Source organism: Pseudomonas sp. PB103 (genome assembly GCF_009764635.1).
GTDB lineage: Bacteria > Pseudomonadota > Gammaproteobacteria > Pseudomonadales > Pseudomonadaceae > Aquipseudomonas.
Genome location: NZ_RWIL01000152.1, coordinates 20,315 through 37,583 on the forward strand (window position 1 = coordinate 20,315; position 17,269 = coordinate 37,583).

Annotated in this window: 18 protein-coding genes; 6 read left to right on the forward strand and 12 right to left on the reverse strand. The window is 60.6% G+C overall.

What is annotated here, in order from left to right; all coding sequences use genetic code 11:
• Positions 1 to 33 precede the first annotated feature (33 nt).
• From recG to exbB, 5 genes are all read right to left on the reverse strand, one after another.
• Positions 34 to 2,109 (reverse strand): ATP-dependent DNA helicase RecG, encoded by a 2,076-nt coding sequence (recG, locus tag EJA70_RS27030; RefSeq protein WP_158834989.1) that lies wholly within the window; start codon positions 2,107 to 2,109, stop codon positions 34 to 36.
• Positions 2,110 to 2,118: 9 nt separating this feature from the next.
• Complete coding sequence (locus tag EJA70_RS27035) at positions 2,119 to 3,048, reverse strand: hydrogen peroxide-inducible genes activator (protein WP_158834992.1); 930 nt, start codon at positions 3,046 to 3,048, stop codon at positions 2,119 to 2,121.
• Positions 3,049 to 3,326: 278 nt separating this feature from the next.
• Complete coding sequence (locus tag EJA70_RS27040; protein ID WP_038359287.1) at positions 3,327 to 4,073, reverse strand: energy transducer TonB; 747 nt, start codon at positions 4,071 to 4,073, stop codon at positions 3,327 to 3,329.
• The gene (gene exbD / locus EJA70_RS27045; RefSeq protein ID WP_008078622.1) at positions 4,070 to 4,498 is read right to left on the reverse strand and encodes a TonB system transport protein ExbD; all 429 of its coding nucleotides are present in this window, start codon (positions 4,496 to 4,498) and stop codon (positions 4,070 to 4,072) included. Before exbD ends, EJA70_RS27040 begins: the two co-directional genes overlap by 4 nt.
• A 6-nt stretch (positions 4,499 to 4,504) precedes the next feature.
• Positions 4,505 to 5,464, reverse strand: coding sequence for a tonB-system energizer ExbB (exbB, locus tag EJA70_RS27050; RefSeq protein ID WP_158834995.1), 960 nt, complete (start codon positions 5,462 to 5,464; stop codon positions 4,505 to 4,507).
• 189 nt (positions 5,465 to 5,653) lie between these two features.
• On the opposite strand from exbB, the gene EJA70_RS27055 reads away from it, so the two are divergent.
• A complete protein-coding gene (locus tag EJA70_RS27055) occupies positions 5,654 to 6,511 on the forward strand; it encodes an SDR family oxidoreductase (protein ID WP_158834998.1) in 858 nt (285 codons plus the stop codon).
• Positions 6,512 to 6,723: 212 nt separating this feature from the next.
• Here EJA70_RS27055 and EJA70_RS27060 read toward each other — a convergent pair whose 3' ends face one another.
• The 6 genes from EJA70_RS27060 to EJA70_RS27085 all read right to left on the reverse strand — a co-directional run bounded on the left by EJA70_RS27060 (position 6,724) and on the right by EJA70_RS27085 (position 12,028).
• Positions 6,724 to 7,464 carry a hypothetical protein gene (locus EJA70_RS27060; protein ID WP_158835001.1) on the reverse strand — a complete coding sequence of 247 codons (741 nt, stop codon included), beginning with the start codon at positions 7,462 to 7,464 and terminating at the stop codon, positions 6,724 to 6,726.
• Positions 7,465 to 7,532: 68 nt separating this feature from the next.
• Complete coding sequence (locus EJA70_RS27065; protein ID WP_003229509.1) at positions 7,533 to 7,913, reverse strand: RidA family protein; 381 nt, start codon at positions 7,911 to 7,913, stop codon at positions 7,533 to 7,535.
• A gap of 24 nt (positions 7,914 to 7,937) precedes the next feature.
• Positions 7,938 to 10,043, reverse strand: a complete 2,106-nt coding sequence (gene spoT, locus EJA70_RS27070; RefSeq protein ID WP_007920338.1) for a bifunctional GTP diphosphokinase/guanosine-3',5'-bis pyrophosphate 3'-pyrophosphohydrolase — start codon at positions 10,041 to 10,043, stop codon at positions 7,938 to 7,940.
• Between the two features lie 57 nt (positions 10,044 to 10,100).
• Complete coding sequence (gene rpoZ / locus EJA70_RS27075) at positions 10,101 to 10,364, reverse strand: DNA-directed RNA polymerase subunit omega (protein WP_007894670.1); 264 nt, start codon at positions 10,362 to 10,364, stop codon at positions 10,101 to 10,103.
• Between the two features lie 167 nt (positions 10,365 to 10,531).
• Positions 10,532 to 11,152, reverse strand: a complete 621-nt coding sequence (gene gmk, locus EJA70_RS27080; protein ID WP_008078609.1) for a guanylate kinase — start codon at positions 11,150 to 11,152, stop codon at positions 10,532 to 10,534.
• Positions 11,153 to 11,164: 12 nt separating this feature from the next.
• Positions 11,165 to 12,028: a YicC/YloC family endoribonuclease gene (locus EJA70_RS27085; RefSeq protein WP_158835004.1), complete on the reverse strand. Its 864-nt coding sequence runs from the start codon at positions 12,026 to 12,028 to the stop codon at positions 11,165 to 11,167.
• Positions 12,029 to 12,298: 270 nt separating this feature from the next.
• On the opposite strand from EJA70_RS27085, the gene rph reads away from it, so the two are divergent.
• From rph to EJA70_RS27105, 4 genes are all read left to right on the forward strand, one after another.
• A complete protein-coding gene (gene rph / locus EJA70_RS27090; protein WP_008078603.1) occupies positions 12,299 to 13,021 on the forward strand; it encodes a ribonuclease PH in 723 nt (240 codons plus the stop codon).
• Positions 13,022 to 13,048: 27 nt separating this feature from the next.
• Positions 13,049 to 13,417 (forward strand): DUF4870 domain-containing protein, encoded by a 369-nt coding sequence (locus EJA70_RS27095; protein ID WP_158835007.1) that lies wholly within the window; start codon positions 13,049 to 13,051, stop codon positions 13,415 to 13,417.
• 29 nt (positions 13,418 to 13,446) lie between these two features.
• On the forward strand, positions 13,447 to 14,340 hold the full coding sequence (locus tag EJA70_RS27100; protein ID WP_158835010.1) for a helix-turn-helix domain-containing protein: 894 nt from the start codon (positions 13,447 to 13,449) through the stop codon (positions 14,338 to 14,340).
• 94 nt (positions 14,341 to 14,434) lie between these two features.
• Positions 14,435 to 15,625: a Xaa-Pro peptidase family protein gene (locus EJA70_RS27105; RefSeq protein WP_158835013.1), complete on the forward strand. Its 1,191-nt coding sequence runs from the start codon at positions 14,435 to 14,437 to the stop codon at positions 15,623 to 15,625.
• 57 nt (positions 15,626 to 15,682) lie between these two features.
• Here the strand turns inward: EJA70_RS27105 and EJA70_RS27110 are convergent, their stop codons facing one another.
• The gene (locus EJA70_RS27110) at positions 15,683 to 16,462 is read right to left on the reverse strand and encodes an exodeoxyribonuclease III (RefSeq protein ID WP_007920349.1); all 780 of its coding nucleotides are present in this window, start codon (positions 16,460 to 16,462) and stop codon (positions 15,683 to 15,685) included.
• A gap of 82 nt (positions 16,463 to 16,544) precedes the next feature.
• Here EJA70_RS27110 and pyrE point away from each other — a divergent pair, with 82 nt between their 5' ends.
• Positions 16,545 to 17,189: an orotate phosphoribosyltransferase gene (gene pyrE / locus EJA70_RS27115; RefSeq protein ID WP_008078597.1), complete on the forward strand. Its 645-nt coding sequence runs from the start codon at positions 16,545 to 16,547 to the stop codon at positions 17,187 to 17,189.
• Positions 17,190 to 17,269 lie beyond the last annotated feature (80 nt).

Consider the following 17,269-nt stretch of genomic DNA (forward strand, 5'->3'; position numbering starts at 1 on the left):
GTCGCAGCGAGCTGGCAGAAACTGCGACCGTGCTCACACTTGGCCGTATTGCTGCCCGTGACGCAGCCAGCGGTCGAGCAACGGGCTGACGTGGGTCGGCCAGCGTTCCAGCAGTGCTTGCGCGGCATCGCGCACGGCGGGCAACAAGTCGGCATCGCGCATCAGGTCGGCGACCTTGAATTGCAGCAGGCCGGTCTGGCGGGTGCCGAGCATTTCACCGGGGCCGCGCAGTTCGAGGTCTTTTTCGGCGATGACGAAACCGTCATTGGTCTCGCGCATGATGCCCAGGCGCTGACGACCGATCTGCGACAGCGGCGGATGGTAGAGCAGCACGCAATGGCTGGCGGCGCTGCCCCGACCGACACGGCCACGCAACTGATGCAGTTGCGCGAGGCCGAGGCGCTCGGGGTTTTCGATGATCATCAGGCTGGCGTTGGGCACGTCGACGCCGACTTCGATCACCGTGGTCGCCACCAGCAATTGCAAATTGCCGGCCTTGAATTCGGCCATCACAGCGGCCTTCTCGACAGGCTTCATGCGCCCGTGAATCAGCCCGACTTTCAGTTCGCCGAGGGCGAGGGTGAGGTCTTCGAAGGTGGTTTCGGCGGCCTGACAGGTCAGCTCTTCCGACTCTTCGATCAGCGTACACACCCAATAGGCCTGACGGCCCTCGGCGCAGGCACCGCGCACGCGCTCGATGACTTCGACGCGGCGGGTGTCGGTGACCAGCACGGTGTTGACCGGGGTTCGACCGGGCGGCAGTTCGTCGAGGATCGAGGTGTCGAGGTCGGCGTAGGCGCTCATCGCCAGAGTGCGTGGAATCGGTGTGGCGGTCATGATCAGTTGATGCGGGCACATGCGCCCACCGACGCCTTTCTGCCGCAGCGCCAGACGTTGCTGCACGCCGAAACGATGCTGTTCGTCGATGATCACCAGCGCCAGATTCTTGAACTGCACTTCGTCCTGGAACAGCGCGTGGGTGCCGACCACCATCGGCGTACCACTGGCGATCTGCTCCAGCGCGGCGACGCGGTTTTTGCCTTTGAGCTTGCCGGCCAGCCACGCGACTTCAATGCCCAGCGGTTCGAGCCAGCGCTTGAAGGTGATGAAGTGTTGTTCGGCGAGGATCTCGGTCGGCGCCATCAGCGCGACCTGATAGCCAGCCTCCAGCGCTTGCAGGGCGGCGAGGGCGGCGACCACGGTTTTACCTGCGCCCACATCACCCTGAATCAGCCGTAGCATCGGTTCGTGCTGGCTGAGGTCATAGGCGATTTCGTTGCCAACGCGCTGTTGCGCGCCAGTCGGGTTGAAGCCGAGGTTGGCCAGGTATTTCGGCGGCAGCTTTTTCGCTTTCGGCATCGCTGGTGCTCGCAGCGAACGCATGCTTTCGCGCAGACGTTGTTGCGACAGTTGATGCGTCAGCAGTTCTTCGAAGGCCAGACGATGCTGGGCCCAGTGATGACCGAGGGCGAGTTCGTCGACGTCAGCATCGGCGGGCGGGTTGTGCAGGTAGCGGATCGCGTCGGCCAGCGGCGCCAGTTGATAGTCGCGCGCCAGCTCGGTCGGCAGCCAGTCGGGCAGGGTGTCCGGCTTGAGCATGGTCAGTGTCTGCATGCACAACTGGCGCAGACGTGCCTGGGTCAGGCCTTCGGTGAGCGGGTAGACCGGGGTCAGGGTTTCATCCACTGGCGGTGGTTCGTCGCCGATGATCGCGCGGTATTCCGGGTGGTAGATTTCCAGCCCTGAGGCGCCGGGCCGGGCTTCGCCGTAGCAGCGAATCCGCGTGCCGCGCTTGAGGCCTTCTTTCTGCGCGTTACTGAAATGGTAGAAGCGCAGGCTGAGCCCGCCGGTGCCGTCCTGCAAACGCACGACGAGGCTGCGACGGCGGCCCATGACCACGTCGGCGCCGCTGACGGTGCCTTCGACCACGGCGTCCTGACCCGGTCGCAAATGGCCGATCGGCACCACTCGGGTGCGATCCTGATAGCGCAGCGGCAGGTGAAACAACACGTCCTGAAGATTCTCCAGACCGACCTTGGCCAATTTCTCGGCCATGGCTTCACCGACACCCTTGAGTGCCGTCACCGACACTTGCGACAGCTCAGTCATGACGCTCGCTTAACCGGCCGTAACCGGTGTCGCTGGCTTGGCCACCGAGCACAGGCGAATGGAGTCGGCGAGGATTTCGATGGCTTTCGGCCGTGGGAAACTCGCACGCCAGGCGATGGCCACGGTGCGGAACGGCACCGGCGGCGACAGCGGACGCACTGCGATCACGCCGGGGGCGTAGTGATGGCTGTCGACCGCCGACAACGGCAGGATCGAAATGCCCAGACCGGACGCAACCATGTGCCGGATGGTTTCCAGCGAGCTGGATTCGACCGTGGTGTGCTTGGCGCCGTCGTTGCCTTTGGTCAGGGTTGGGCAGGCTTCGAGGACCTGATCGCGGAAGCAGTGGCCTTCACCAAGCAGCAGCAGGCTCTTGTCGTTGAGCAGGCCGGCGTCGATGGTTTCTTTTTGCGTCCACGGGTGCTGGGCCGGCATGAGCACGTAGAACGGCTCGTCGTACAGCGGCAGGGTCAGCACGTCGGCTTCGTTGAACGGCAGGGCGATAATGATCGCGTCGAGCTCGCCGTTGCGCAGTTTGTCGCGCAGCACGTGGGTAAAGTTTTCTTCGATGTACAACGGCATCTGCGGGGCGACCCGGTGCAGTTGTGGAATCAGGTGCGGGAACAGGTACGGGCCGACGGTGTAGATCGCGCCGACTTTCAGTGGCGCGGTCAGCTGGTTTTTGCCGGCCTGGGCCAGTTCGCGGATGCCTTGGGCTTGCTCAAGGACTTTTTGCGCCTGGGCGACGATGCCTTCGCCGACCGGGGTCAGGCGCACGGCGCTTTTGCTGCGCTCGAAAATCAGCACACCGAGTTCGTCTTCAAGCTTTTTCACGCCCACCGACAAGGTCGGCTGGCTGACGTGGCAACGCTCGGCGGCGTGGCCGAAATGCTGCTCTTGGGCGAGGGTTACGATGTAGCGTAATTCTGTGAGGGTCATAGCAAGCGTCCATGAAGATGCGGGCCAAGCATACCGGCTGCAATCGATAGACGCACGTTATCAGACTGAGTGAGAAATGCGACACCGGGCAATGTGTGTTTGCCGCGCGCAGATACACAAAAGGCACCTTTCGGTGCCTTTTTGGCTTGGTTCTCTCAGCTGGCGGAGAACCTTGTGGGAGCTGGCTTGCCAGCGATTGCGGTGGGTCAGCTAATAAATCCTTCTCTGACACACCGCTATCGCTGGCAAGCCAGCTCCCACAGGTATTGCGGTGTTTCTTAGCGGCGGCGTTCGAGGGAGTAAACAAACGGCGCAACAATTTCGATCGAGCCGTTGTTGAGCATGTCAGCCGGTGGCTTGGGCAGCGGTTGTGCGCGGCGGATCATTTCCAGGGTAGCCCGGTCCAGATCGGCGTTGCCAGAGCGGCCCACCAGTTCGAACGACAGCACATTACCTTCGGCATCCACCACGAAACGCAGGCGGTTCAAGCCTTCCTTGCCGCGTGCCTGAGCACTGGCCGGGTACTTTTTGTACTTGGCCAAATGCGCGAGCAGCGTGCCTTGCCAGCTGGCTTTGGCCGCCATCTGGGCCGGCGACGGGCCTGGTGCAGGCTGGGCGGATTTCTCCGTTGGTGCCTGAGTCGGTTGGGTGTCGGCCGGTTTCTCCTCGGAAGGTTTTTCCTTCGGCGGATCGGGCAGCTTCTTCTCGACTGGCTTCGGCGGTTTAGGCTTGGGCTTCGGTTTGGGTTTCTGCACCGCGATTTCAGCTTTCGGTGCTTCGGCCAGTTTCGGGATCGGCAACTCTTCAACCGGAGCCGGTGGCTGCGGCGGTGTGACGACTTTCGGCGGAGCAGGCGGTGGCGGGGCCGGAACCGGGGCCAGCTCGACCATCATTGCCTGCGGCGGCAATTCGATGGGCGGGCGGGCGGTCCAGTTCAGCGCCAGCGCGATGGCCAGCGCATGAACGCCCAGCACCACGGCCAGGCTACCGCTGTAACGCGTCAGCTTATGGCGCGTCGTGATCATTTTTTGGCTGCCGTCTCAAGTCCGACCAGGCCGACCTTCAGGTAACCGGCGCCGCGCAACTTATCCATCACGCTCATCAGGTCGCCGTAATCCACGCCCTTATCGGCCTGGAAGAAGATGGTGGTGTCTTTTTTGCCGTGAGTCTTGGCGTCGAGGAAGGCACCGAGGGTTTCCGGCGACACTTCGTCTTCGCCGATGTACAGGCGTTGATCAGCCTTGACGCTGAGGAACACCGGTTTCTCTGGCCGCGGTGCCGGTTTGGCGGTCGAGGCAGGCAGGTCGACTTTGATGTCCACGGTGGCCAACGGAGCGGCCACCATGAAGATGATCAACAGTACCAGCATCACGTCGATGAACGGCGTGACGTTGATTTCGTGGTTCTCGGCCAGATCGTCGTCTGCGCCTTCTTTCAAATGCAGGCCCATGGCCGATTACCCCACTTTGACCATGTGCGGCTGCGAGCTGCGCTCAGGCTGGTGGTCGAGGTCGCGGCTGACCAGCAACAACACTTCTGCCGAGGCGTCGGAAACCTGCGCCTTGTAACCGGCGATGGAGCGGGCGAAGACGTTATAGATCACAACGGCCGGGATCGCAGCAACCAGACCCAGTGCAGTGGCCAGCAGTGCTTCAGCAATACCCGGCGCCACAACGGCAAGGTTGGTGGTTTGGGTTTTGGCGATGCCGATGAAGGAGTTCATGATGCCCCACACGGTACCGAACAGGCCGACAAACGGCGCGGTGGAACCGATGGTGGCGAGCACGCCGGTGCCGCTGCTCATGTTGCGACCGCAGGCGGCAACCAGACGCTCAAGGCGGAAGCTGACGCGTTCCTTGATGCCTTCTTTCTCGCGGCTGTTGACCGACAAGCGCATCTCTTCGAGCGCGTCGTGTACCAGCAGGTTGGCGAGGGTGCCTTCCTTGCCGGCCGTGGCGCTGGCTTCTTTAAGGGTGGTGGCTTTTTTCAGGGCAGCGATTTCGCCACGCAGACGACGCTTGGCGCCCATCAGCTCGAAGCCTTTGGCGATCCAGATGGTCCAGGTGATGATGGACGCGATGGCCAGACCGATCATCACGATTTTGACGATGATGTCAGCGTTCTGGTACATGCCCCAAGGCGACAGGTCGTGGGCCATGCCCAGGGAGTTGTCGGCTTCCAGAACTTCAGGAACGTCGGCAGCGTCTACCGCTTGCACTGGGTCAGTGGCAGCGGGAGCAGCGGCAGGCGCGTCGGCAGCCGGTGCGTGCTGTTCGGTCGCGGCGGGTGCGGCGGGTGCTTGAGCGTCGGCGAACGCGGCGGTCGGTGCCAGCATCAGGCTGAGCAACAGAGCCGCCACCGCGTTCCAGGCGCGAGGTCGTTTGGTTGGCGAAGCGGGGATTTGATTACGTGTCATGCTGGCCGGACCTGAGATAGAAAAACGTTTAATGCTCTTCCAGGCCTCGTGAGGCCGAGAACAAAAGTGGCGTGCATTATTGCAAGTAATTCTTGTTAACAAAAGTAATAGAGTATCTTTTTTTCCTTGATTGCTAGCCGCTCGTCACTGGTCGAGCCTAGTCTGTCGCTTTCCGATGGGAGTTTTCCGATGTCTGCGCCTTCTGTTCTGATTGCCGGTTGTGGCGATATTGGTAGTCGTCTGGCCACGCAATTGCTGGCCGCTGGCTGGGAAGTCCATGGCCTGCGCCGCGATGTGTCGCGCCTGCCCGCTGGGGTCATTGGTGTTGCCGGCGACCTGTTCAGCGAAGACTGCCCGGACACCTGGCCGGTAGGGGCGGTGGATTACCTGGTGTATTGCGCGGCGGCCACTAATCACGATGAGGCCGGTTACCGCGCGGCTTACGTGCAGGGATTGCAGAACGTGCTGAGCTGGCTGGATGACTACGGGCAGGTGCCGGAGCGACTGTTGTTCGTGTCGAGCAGCAGTGTTTATGGGCAGATGGAGGGTGAATGGGTAGACGAGAGTTCAGCGACGGTTGCCAGCGGCTTCTCCGGGCAATTGATGCTTGAGGCCGAACAGGTCGCGCTCAAGAGCGGCATCCCGGCAAGCATCCTGCGCCTGACCGGCATCTACGGCCCGGGTCGCGAGCGTCTGCTGACGCAAGTTCGCGAGGGTTATCGCGTCGCCATCGAGCCGCCGTTGTATGGCAATCGCATACATGCCGATGACGCAGCAGGTTTGCTGAAGTTTTTGCTGGAGGCGGATCGGCAGGGGACTGCGCTGGAGAGCATCTATATCGGCGTCGACGATGCGCCGGCACCGTTGGCCGAAGTGGTCGACTGGTTGCGCGAGTATCTGGGCGTGACCGAGTGGGCGGCGGAGGCGAGTGTGCGGCGCACCGGCAGCAAGCGCTGCAGCAATGCCAGGGCAAAGGCCCTCGGCTGGACGCCGACATACGCGAGCTACCGCGAAGGCTACGCCGCGATCCTTGAAGGTAAATGCTGACTGATTAACACCTCAAACCACTGTGGGAACCGATCCCCTGTGGCGAGGGGATTTATCCCCGATGGGTCGCGCAGCGGCCCCAAAATCCTGCAATCGCGGTTGATCAGATAAACCGCGCACAAAGGTTTTGCGACTGCTTCGCAGCCGATCGGGGATAAATCCCCTCGCCACAGAGGTTCCCACCTTGGATATTCAGTGGTTCCAGAAGATGGTTACTGTTTTTCCAGCAACCACTTGCGATCACCCGGGGTGAACTGCGGCTGTTCATCCGTCAGCGCGGTGTTCACCGCCTGGAGGATTTCCAGCTCTTTGCCCTTGCGCACAAAGATCCAGTTATTGCCTTGACCGTTCTGCTGCAGCCACATGCTGTCGTTGCCGTTGCTCATCGAGGCGCAATCGCCCGCCAGGCACAAGGCATAACGGTCGGCACCCGGCAAACCGGAAACCTGGCCATCGGCCTGGAACTGCACGGTTTCGCCTTCGCCCTGACCGCTGGCGATTTTCCAGCTGCCGCCCATGTAGGCTGAATACAGCGCGCGTTCGAAGCTGGCGCCGATCGGCGCGCCTTCCGGCACGGGAATCTGTGCGCGGTCGAAGAGTTGTTCAGGTTCGTTATCGCTGGCCGCCTGTTGCAGTTGGCTGCCATCACGTTTCAGCTCACTGGCGGAGCTGCCATAGAAGTCGACTTTCCAGGCGCCGGATTTTTCACCCAGCAGCCGTCCTTCGACGTTCTCAAAACCGTTGGTGTAGCGGGCCTGACTGGCCTTGGTGTTGACGTCCCACTCCAGGTTCGGGCCGTAAGCCTGAAGCGCTTCGCGCAGGGGGCCGCCCTTGGCTGCGGCATCGATCGCTACCTGATTGATCCAGGTGCCGCTGATGTCACGGTCGGCAGGGTTGCTGGCGCAGCCGCCGAGGAAAATGGCGAGCAGCGGGAGAGCTAGCGCTTTGCGCATGGTGGAATCCTTTCAAAACCTTTTCTTGCAGAGCAGTCGGCGCGGCGTTGAAGGCCGCGCCGTGCGCATCACTCGATGACCAGAATGGCATCCATTTCAACCTGCGAACCCTTTGGCAGGGCAGCCACGCCGATGGCGGCGCGCGCCGGGTACGGCTGGTCGAAGTATTTGCCCATGATCTCGTTGACCTTGGCGAAGTGGCTCAGGTCGGTGAGGAAGATGTTCAGTTTGACGATGTCCTTGAACGAACCGCCGGCAGCTTCGGCCACGGCTTTGAGGTTCTCGAACACCTGGACGGTCTGGGCTTCGAAGCCTTCAACCAGTTCCATGGTTTTTGGGTCCAGAGGAATCTGACCCGACATGTAAACGGTGTTGCCTGCCTTGATCGCCTGGGAGTAAGTACCGATGGCGGCCGGGGCCTTGTCGCTGGTGATAACAGTCTTGGTCATGTATGACTCCTTGTAATGGTTGAGTTATGCACGCATGCGGGTGATGCGGATCACCCCGGTCAAGGCGCGCAGCTTCTTGATCACGCGGGCCAGGTGCACACGGTCGTGGACGCTGACCACCAACTGGACCACGCTGATGCGACCATCGCGTTCGTCCATGCTGATTTTCTCGATATTGCCATCGGCTGCGTTGACGCTGCTGGCCAGCAGAGCGATCAGGCCGCGCTGGTGTTCCAGCTCGACGCGCAGCTCGACGTTGAATTCGCCGGTGACATCCTTGGCCCACGAGAGCTGGATGCATTTTTCCGGGTTGTGCCGGATTTCGCTGATGTTGCGGCAGTTGTCCAGGTGCACGACCATGCCTTTGCCCGCCGACAGATGCCCGACAATCGGGTCGCCCGGGATCGGTGTGCAGCACTTGGCGTAGCTCAGCACCAGACCTTCGGTACCGCGAATTGCCAGCGGGCCTTCAGGGCTTGGCAACTGTTCGCCTTCGCCCAGCAGGCGGCGGGCGACCACGTAGGCCATGCGATTGCCCAGACCAATGTCTTCAAGCAAATCTTCGATCAGTTCGAGGCGGTACTCGGTCAGCATCGCCTTGACACGTTCGGCCGGGATCTTCTCCAGCGAACTGTCGAAACCGTTGAGGACTTTGTTCAGCAGGCGTTCGCCGAGGCTGATGGATTCGGAGCGGCGTTGCAGTTTCAGCGCATGGCGGATGTGCGTACGCGCCTTGCCGGTGACCACGAAGTTGAGCCACGCCGGATTCGGCCGGGCGCCGGGAGCGCTGACAATCTCGACCGTGGACCCGCTTTGCAGCGGTTCGGACAGCGGTGCGAGTCGACGGTTGATCCGGCAGGCGATGCAGCTGTTGCCGACGTCGGTGTGTACCGCGTAAGCAAAGTCGACCGCCGTGGAGCCTTTCGGCAGCTCCATGATCCGGCCTTTCGGCGTGAACACGTAGACCTCGTCCGGGAACAGGTCGATCTTCACGCTCTCGATGAATTCCAGCGAGTTGCCAGCGCGCTGCTGCATTTCCAGCACGCCTTTGACCCACTGACGGGCACGGGCGTGAGTGCCTTTCGGCTGTTCGTCACCGCTGGATTTGTACAGCCAATGGGCGGCGATGCCGTTGTTGGCCATCTCTTCCATTTCGCGGGTGCGGATCTGAATCTCGATCGGTACACCGTGCATGCCGAACAGCGTGGTGTGCAGCGACTGATAGCCGTTGGCCTTGGGGATCGCGATGTAATCCTTGAAGCGCCCCGGCAACGGTTTGTACAAATTGTGTACAGCGCCCAGCACGCGGTAGCAGGTATCGACCTTGTCGACGATGATCCGGAACGCATAGACGTCCATGATCTCGTTGAAGGCCCGACGCTTGCCGCGCATTTTCTTGTAGATGCCGTAGAGGTGTTTCTGGCGACCGCTGACTTCACCCTGGATGCCGTCGATGGCGAGGCAATGGCCGAGGGATTCTTCGATCTTGTTGACGATTTCCTTGCGGTTGCCCCGGGCGCGCTTGACCGCCTGGTAGATCCGCGCGGAACGCATCGGGTGCATGGCCTTGAAGCCAAGGTCTTCGAATTCGATGCGGATCGCATGCATGCCCAGCCGGTTGGCGATGGGCGCGTAGATTTCGAGGGTTTCCTTGGCGATGCGCCGGCGTTTTTCCCCGGACAGCACTTCCAGCGTGCGCATGTTGTGCAGGCGGTCGGCGAGCTTGACCAGGATCACGCGAATGTCGCGTGCCATGGCCATGGCCATTTTCTGGAAGTTTTCGGCTTGGGCTTCGGCCTTGGTCTCGAAATTCATCTGGGTCAGTTTGCTGACCCCGTCGACCAGTTCGGCCACGGTTTCACCAAACTGCGCTTGCAGCGCTTCTTTGGCGATACCGGTGTCTTCGATCACGTCATGCAGCATCGCGGCCATCAGGCTCTGATGGTCCATGTGCATGTCGGCAAGAATATTGGCCACGGCAAGAGGATGCGTGACGTACGCCTCGCCGCTGCGACGGCGTTGACCGTCATGGGCTTGTTCGGCGTAGAAATACGCTCGGCGGACCAGGTTGACCTGGTCGTTGCCGAGGTAGGTCGATAAGCGATCGGCGAGGGCGTCTATGCTCGGCATGATAATTCCTGCCGTAGGTTGTGACCCCGCGCCGTGCTACGTCGACCAGGCATAGGCTTAGACGGCCTCGTTGGACTCGTCCTCGAACGCTGCGAACAGCGGTTCGTCTTCGACGATCTCAGCGTTGGCGATGAACTCGTAGCTCATCAGGCCTTCAGCGATTTCACGCAGGGCAACAACAGTAGGCTTGTCGTTTTCCCACTGAACCAGTGGCTCTTTGCCGCCGGTGGCCAGTTGACGGGCACGTTTGGTAGAGAGCATGACCAGCTCAAAACGGTTTTCCACGTGGTTCAGGCAGTCTTCAACGGTTACGCGGGCCATGGTATTCCTCGGAGCGAATGCAATATGCGCGCTGCCCGGTTGGGCGAGCGGACTCAACAGTTTAAAAAATCACCAGCGATTAGGGAAGCGCTGATTTTTTAACCAAGCCCTTCAACGCGCTGCAAGCACCAATGTAAAGCGCTTGCAGGCATTTTGGGAAGTGCTGATTAACCGAGCAATTCGGCCAGCAATTTGCCGAAACGTACCTGCTGACGTTTCTGTTGGAGTTGATTGGCGCGGAAAATAGCCTTCAGATCGTCAAGTGCGTGAGCAAAATCGTCGTTGATGATCAGGTAGTCGTACTCGACATAGTGACTCATCTCGCTGACCGCTTCGCGCATCCGGCCGTCAATGATCTCGTCGCTGTCCTGGCCACGGTTGGTCAAGCGCTGGTGCAGGGCCTGAAGCGACGGCGGCAGGATAAAGATCGAGCGAGCTTGCGGCATCAGTTTGCGTACTTGCTCGGCGCCTTGCCAGTCGATTTCCAGAATCAGGTCGTGACCTTCGTCCAGCGTCTGCTGCAGGCGGCTTTGCGAGGTGCCGTAGAAGTTGCCGAAGACTTCGGCGCGTTCGAGGAAGTCGCCGTGCTCGCCCATCTTCACGAACTCTTCGCGGGTCACGAAGTGATAGTTCACGCCGTCCACTTCACCCGGACGCATGGCGCGCGTGGTGTGCGAAACCGAAACGCGAATTTCCGGTATGGCGTCGGTCAAAGCCTTGACCAGGCTGCTTTTGCCCGCGCCCGAAGGGGCGGAAATGATGTACAGGGTGCCGGTGCTGTGGGTCATGTCGGGGTTGCCTTACTCAATGTTCTGCACTTGTTCGCGCATCTGCTCGATCAACACCTTGAGGTTGACGGCGGCCTGGGTGCTGCGCGGATCGAAGGCTTTGGAGCCCAATGTGTTGGCTTCGCGGTTGAGCTCCTGCATCAGGAAGTCGAGGCGACGCCCGGCTGCACCGCCGGACTTGAGCACCCGGCGCACTTCGATGATGTGGGTGCTCAGGCGATCCAGTTCTTCGGCCACGTCGCTTTTTTGCGCGAGGATGACCATTTCCTGTTCCAGACGCTGCGGATCGAGCTCGGCCTTCATGTCGGCGAAGCGGTCGAGGACTTTCTGGCGTTGGGTCGCCAGCATCTGCGGCACCAGTTCGCGCAGGGTCACGACGTCTGCTTCGATCGACGTCAGGCGTTCGTTGATCAACCGGGCCAGCTCCGCGCCTTCGCGCTCGCGGCCGGCCTTCAACTCTTTCAGACCTTGATTGAACAGGGCCAGCGCCTCGGCGTTCAGCGCCTGTGGGTCGGTTGCATCGCCGACCAGCACGCCAGGCCACGCCAGTACTTCCAACGGGTTCAGTGCCGCCGGGTTTTTGATCAGGCCGGCGATGGTTTCGGCGGCGGCGACCAGTTGCGCGGCGCGCTCGCGGTCGACTTGCAGCGCTTTGCCGGTGCTTTCTTCGGTGAAACGCAGGGTGCATTCCAGTTTGCCCCGCGACAGGCCCTGACGCAGTGCTTCACGCACCGCGCCTTCGAGGTCGCGAAAGGTTTCCGGCAAGCGCAGGTGCGGTTCCAGATAGCGGCTGTTGACCGAGCGCAGTTCCCAGCTCAGGGTGCCCTGTACGCCGGCTTTCTCGACGCGGGCGAAGGCGGTCATGCTGTGCACCATGGCGGTAACCTCGCAATGCAGATCGGCGCGAAACCTGGGTTCCGCAAGCGCGATATCAATGAATTTATGCCGACTGGCAGCAAAGGCGCAGGATTGTAGCGCAGTGCGGGGAATGCGCCCAAACACACGGTGTGACAAAGGGCTGCAGCCCGTCGGTAATGCGTGTTTCAGGGCCTTCGATCGTCGGCCCGAATTTTTAACAAGTGCCCAGTCGCAGTGCAGCGCTCTATAATGCTCGGCAGTTTTCCGTCCTCAGTACAGGTATCTCCTATGAAACGTCCAAGTGGTCGCGCTGCCGATCAGCTCCGCTCGATCCGCATTACCCGCAACTACACCAAACACGCCGAAGGATCGGTGCTGGTCGAATTCGGTGATACCAAAGTCATCTGCACCGTCAGCGTCGAAAACGGTGTGCCGCGTTTCCTCAAGGGTCAGGGCCAGGGCTGGTTGACCGCCGAGTACGGCATGCTGCCGCGCGCCACTGGCGAGCGTAACCAGCGTGAAGCGAGCCGTGGCAAGCAAGGCGGTCGCACCCTGGAAATCCAGCGTCTGATCGGCCGTTCCCTGCGCGCTGCGCTGGACATGTCCAAACTGGGCGACGTCACCCTGTACGTCGACTGCGACGTGATCCAGGCCGACGGCGGCACCCGCACCGCCTCCATCACCGGCGCCATGGTCGCTCTGGTTGACGCACTGAAAGTGATCAAGAAGCGCGGCGGCCTGAAGGGCGGCGACCCGCTCAAGCAAATGATCGGCGCGGTATCGGTCGGCATGTATCAGGGTGAAGCGGTACTGGATCTGGATTACCTGGAAGACTCCGCTGCCGAGACCGACCTCAACGTCGTGATGACCAGCACCGGTGGTTTCATCGAAGTGCAGGGCACCGCTGAAGGCGCGCCGTTCCAGCCGGAAGACCTCAACGCCATGCTGGAACTGGCCAAGAAAGGCATGAACGAGATTTTCGAACTGCAGAACGCCGCACTGGCTGACTGACAGGCTCATAACCGCAAGGAGAATGCGATGAGTGACCAGCAAGAGCTACTGCCCAAGCCGAGCCAGGAGGTTCGTCAGTGGGCGATGTTTTGTCACTTGTCCGCCTTGCTGGGGATCTGGATTCCGTTCGGCAACCTGATCGGGCCATTGATCCTCTGGCAGATGAAGCGTGAAAAGGATCCGTTTATCGATGCCCAGGGCAAAGAGGCGCTGAATTTTCAGATCACCGTGGCGATTGCCTCGTTGATCTGCTTCCTGCTGATGGTGCTGATCGTCGGCTTCTTCCTGATCGGCATTGTGGCCATTGGCGCACTGGTGTTGACGATCATTGCCGGGGTCAAGGCCAACGAAGGGTATCCGTACCGGTATCCGTTTACCTGGCGGTTGATCAAGTAGGCTCGCGGGCCTGACGGGCGGAGTGCGCAATGTCTCAGCCTGTCGCGTCTTCTATCGAGCAGCAAACCGAGGAATGGCGGATGAAACCCGCCGCTGCCCTCACGGGTCTGCAATCGACCGGTGCTGCGGTGTTCCGTTGGCAGCGCTTTTCCACAGACAGTTATCGTTTTGAGCGCACGGAACCGCGCGAGCATGTTTTGCTCAGCGTGATGCTTGCGCCTATGCAGTCGCGTGCCGCTGTTGGCGGCCAGCAGGTGTGGGACGGCCCGATTCACCGCGGTCAGGTGCGATTGCTGCAGCCCAGCCAATCCGCGAGCTGGGACACTGATAGCGCTTTCGACATCCTCCATGTGCATTTGCCAATGCCGGCGTTGACCGCTGCCGCGCAGGATCAGGGGCTGTGCTTCGCGGGATTTCGCGGAACACATCATCCGCTGTATCAACACGACCGAGTGGTTCACTTGCTCGCCCGGCAGTTGGCGCTGTCCATTGGTGACAACAGTCCCGGCGCGCGTGAGCAGGCGGATATGAGCGTTCAGGTGTTGATTGCTCATTTATTGAACAGTTATGAGCTTTCGAGCGCGCAGCCTATGGTTGCCAGCCAAGGCCTGACGGATGCCCTGCGCTACATTGAGCGTCACCCCTGCGAAAAACTCTGCATCGCCCGGTTGGCGGCGATCGCAGCGATGAGCGAATTCCATTTCGCCCGCGAATTCAAACGCGCTTTTGGTACTTCGCCTCACGCTCACGTACTTGCCGTGCGTCTGCAACGGGCACGCAACGCTTTGGAAATCTCCGCTAAAACTGTTTTGGAAATAGCCCTGGAATCCGGGTTTGCCGATTCCAGCCATTTCGCCAGGGTCTTTCGTAAAGCCCATGGCATCAGCCCGACGGATTTTCGCCTGTCCCGGCAAAACCGCTGAGCAAGAATGTACCGTTGATCGAGCAAGGATCGGCGCGACGCCCTCAACGTGCTCGTTGAACACTGTCCGCACTTCAACGACACGGAGCCAGCCAATGGCACACCTCGGACACGCTGTGCGCGACTACCGCCTGCAACTCATGTACTCGCTGATGGACCGCGAAGGTTTTGATGCGCTGGTGTTCACTCAGGGCGACTTCTTCCAGTTTGCGACCAACTTCAATACCGACGTCGAGACGTGGGAACGGCCAATTCTTTGCGTCGTACCGAGGAACGGCGCGCCGTTTGTGATCGCTCATGAGCTATCGACGCATCATTGGCGTTTCACCCAGGAGGCCGGGCATCTATGGATCGAGGATGCGCGTTTCTATGCCGAGCATCCGCGTGTGCAAAATCGGCTGCCCTTGGTCACCCAGTGGAGTGAGTGGGTCGCGCAGTCTTTGCAGGATGCTGGCCTGCACCGCTCGCGCATTGGTGTTGATGCGATCACGGCACCGCTGGCCCGCGCCGGCACTCTGCTGCCGTCACTGGTGCTGGAAAGTGCCACTGAAGCGTGCCGCACGTTGCGACTGGTCAAGCATGCGGAGGAGATCCAACTGATGCGCGAAGCCTGCGCGTTGACGGACTGGCTGCAGGAGCGCTACCGGGAAAATATCCGCCCCGGACGGCTGGTTCAGGAGCTGGACATGAGCATGGCCGCACTGTTTGTCGAAGAAGCGGCCAATCGTTTCCCCGGAGAGGATGTGCAATGCATTGAGTTTTTCACCCTGTCCGGCCCGGCGAGCTGTGCACCCCACGGCGATGGTCGGCAGTGCGGCGCGCGGATCGAGAAGGGTCATGGTCTGGTCAACATCATCATTCCGCGCATCAACGGTCTGATCATCGAGAACGAGCGGACATGGTTTTGTGGCAAGCCTTCGCCACGCCAGGCCCAGCTGTACGAAGCGGCACGGGAAGCCAATGAAGCCGCGTGCGAAGCGGCGGTAACGGGCAATCCGGTCTGCGCCATTGATGCGGCGGCGCAAGGGGTTTTCGAGCGGCGCGGGGTTGCCGATCTGATCATTCATCGCACGGGGCATGGTCTTGGCTTGATCGGCCATGAATTTCCCCACGACATGGCGTTCAACACCCGCGCGCTGATGAGCGGTGAAGTCTACTCGGCGGAACCGGGGATATTTCAGTGGGGCTTGGGTGGCTTTCGTATCGACGACACGGTGGTGATTGGCGACAAGCCAGACATCCTGACCCGCGCGCCGAGAGACATTGAAAGCCAGACCATCCTCTGACCCAAAAAAATGCCCGCATCTCTCGATACGGGCATTTTTTGTACGGCGAAAAGACGCTTAGATAGTCAGCGTCCAGTCGTAGTCGACGATCAGCGGCGCGTGCTGCGAAAACCGTGGCTGACGTGGCAGGCGTGCGCTGCGTACAAAGCGGCGCAGGCCCGGGGTCAGGATCTGGTAGTCGAAGCGCCAGCCCAGATTGAGCATCTCGGCCTGCTCGTTGTCCGGCCACCAGCTGTACTGGTCGCCTTCACGGCTGACTTCGCGCAGGGCATCGACATAACCCATGTTGCCGACAATCTCGTCCATCCAGGCGCGTTCTGGCGCCAGGAAGCCCGGGGATTGCTGGCTGTCGCGCCAGTTTTTGATGTCGAGCTTCTGCTGCGCCACGTATAGCGAGCCACAATAAATGTACTCGCGACGTTTGCGTCGCTGTTTGTCCAGGTACTTGCCGAAGTCGTCCATGAGCTTGAACTTCTGGTTCAAGTCCTCATCGCCGTTCATCCCCGAAGGGAGCAGCAAGGTGGCAATACTGACTTTGTCGAAATCTGCTTGCAGGTAGCGCCCGTAGCGGTCGGCCGTCTCGAAACCGAGACCGCTGATGACAGCCTTCGGTTGCAACCGCGAATACAAAGCCACGCCGCCTTGGGCAGGGACTTCAGCATCGCAGGCATAAAGGAAGTAGCCATCCAGTTGGAAGGCTGGGTCATCCAGTTCAAAGGCGGAGGCACGGGTGTCCTGCAGGCAGATGACGTCGGCATTCTGTGCTTGCAGCCAACTGAGCAAACCGCGCTCGACTGCCGCCTGAATACCATTGACGTTCACACTGATGATCCGCATAAATGGCCCCAAAAATCGCGTGCGTGTATGATACACGGCGTCAAGCTAATTAGCTAAATCCGTGGTATTTGGGGTTTTTTTCATGCAAGCGTATCAGCGCGATTTCATTCGTTTTGCCATCGATCGCGGCGTTTTGCGCTTCGGTGAGTTCACCCTGAAGTCCGGGCGCACCAGTCCTTACTTCTTCAACGCCGGCCTGTTCAACTCGGGCTCGGCCCTGGCGCAACTGGGGCGTTTCTACGCTGCAGCCATCGCCGAAAGCGGCATTCCCTTCGACGTTCTGTTCGGCCCGGCCTACAAAGGCATCCCGCTGGCGGCAACCACCGCCGTGGCACTGGCCGAGCATCACGACCGTGATCTGCCATGGTGCTTCAACCGCAAGGAAGCCAAGGCCCACGGCGAAGGCGGCAGCCTCGTTGGCGCTCCGCTGACCGGCGACGTGCTGATCATCGACGACGTGATCACCGCAGGCACCGCGATCCGTGAAGTGATGCAAATCATTGCTTCGCAGGACGGCGCCAAGGCTGCCGGCGTGCTGATCGCGCTGAACCGTCAGGAGCGTGGCAACGGTGAGTTGTCGGCGATTCAGGAAGTCGAGCGTGATTTCGGCATTCCGGTGATCAGCATTGTGTCGCTGAATCAGGTGCTGGAGTTCCTCGCGGATGATCCGCAGCTCAAGCAGCACTTGCCAGCCGTGGAAGCGTACCGCGCCCAGTTTGGCGTCTGATAAGACATCATTCTGTAGGAGCTGCCGAAGGCTGCGATCTTTTGATTTTTTTTTTTAAGATCAAAAGATCGCAGCCTTCG

What these genes read in the sequence shown, in the direction of transcription:
- recG (WP_158834989.1), bottom strand. Translation starts at nt 2,109, where the DNA reads ATGACTGAGCTGTCGCAAGTGTCGGTGACGGCACTCAAGGGTGTCGGT.
- EJA70_RS27035 (WP_158834992.1), bottom strand. Translation starts at nt 3,048, where the DNA reads ATGACCCTCACAGAATTACGCTACATCGTAACCCTCGCCCAAGAGCAG.
- EJA70_RS27040 (WP_038359287.1), bottom strand. Translation starts at nt 4,073, where the DNA reads ATGATCACGACGCGCCATAAGCTGACGCGTTACAGCGGTAGCCTGGCC.
- exbD (WP_008078622.1), bottom strand. Translation starts at nt 4,498, where the DNA reads ATGGGCCTGCATTTGAAAGAAGGCGCAGACGACGATCTGGCCGAGAAC.
- exbB (WP_158834995.1), bottom strand. Translation starts at nt 5,464, where the DNA reads ATGACACGTAATCAAATCCCCGCTTCGCCAACCAAACGACCTCGCGCC.
- EJA70_RS27055 (WP_158834998.1), top strand. Translation starts at nt 5,654, where the DNA reads ATGTCTGCGCCTTCTGTTCTGATTGCCGGTTGTGGCGATATTGGTAGT.
- EJA70_RS27060 (WP_158835001.1), bottom strand. Translation starts at nt 7,464, where the DNA reads ATGCGCAAAGCGCTAGCTCTCCCGCTGCTCGCCATTTTCCTCGGCGGC.
- EJA70_RS27065 (WP_003229509.1), bottom strand. Translation starts at nt 7,913, where the DNA reads ATGACCAAGACTGTTATCACCAGCGACAAGGCCCCGGCCGCCATCGGT.
- spoT (WP_007920338.1), bottom strand. Translation starts at nt 10,043, where the DNA reads ATGCCGAGCATAGACGCCCTCGCCGATCGCTTATCGACCTACCTCGGC.
- rpoZ (WP_007894670.1), bottom strand. Translation starts at nt 10,364, where the DNA reads ATGGCCCGCGTAACCGTTGAAGACTGCCTGAACCACGTGGAAAACCGT.
- gmk (WP_008078609.1), bottom strand. Translation starts at nt 11,152, where the DNA reads ATGACCCACAGCACCGGCACCCTGTACATCATTTCCGCCCCTTCGGGC.
- EJA70_RS27085 (WP_158835004.1), bottom strand. Translation starts at nt 12,028, where the DNA reads ATGGTGCACAGCATGACCGCCTTCGCCCGCGTCGAGAAAGCCGGCGTA.
- rph (WP_008078603.1), top strand. Translation starts at nt 12,299, where the DNA reads ATGAAACGTCCAAGTGGTCGCGCTGCCGATCAGCTCCGCTCGATCCGC.
- EJA70_RS27095 (WP_158835007.1), top strand. Translation starts at nt 13,049, where the DNA reads ATGAGTGACCAGCAAGAGCTACTGCCCAAGCCGAGCCAGGAGGTTCGT.
- EJA70_RS27100 (WP_158835010.1), top strand. Translation starts at nt 13,447, where the DNA reads ATGTCTCAGCCTGTCGCGTCTTCTATCGAGCAGCAAACCGAGGAATGG.
- EJA70_RS27105 (WP_158835013.1), top strand. Translation starts at nt 14,435, where the DNA reads ATGGCACACCTCGGACACGCTGTGCGCGACTACCGCCTGCAACTCATG.
- EJA70_RS27110 (WP_007920349.1), bottom strand. Translation starts at nt 16,462, where the DNA reads ATGCGGATCATCAGTGTGAACGTCAATGGTATTCAGGCGGCAGTCGAG.
- pyrE (WP_008078597.1), top strand. Translation starts at nt 16,545, where the DNA reads ATGCAAGCGTATCAGCGCGATTTCATTCGTTTTGCCATCGATCGCGGC.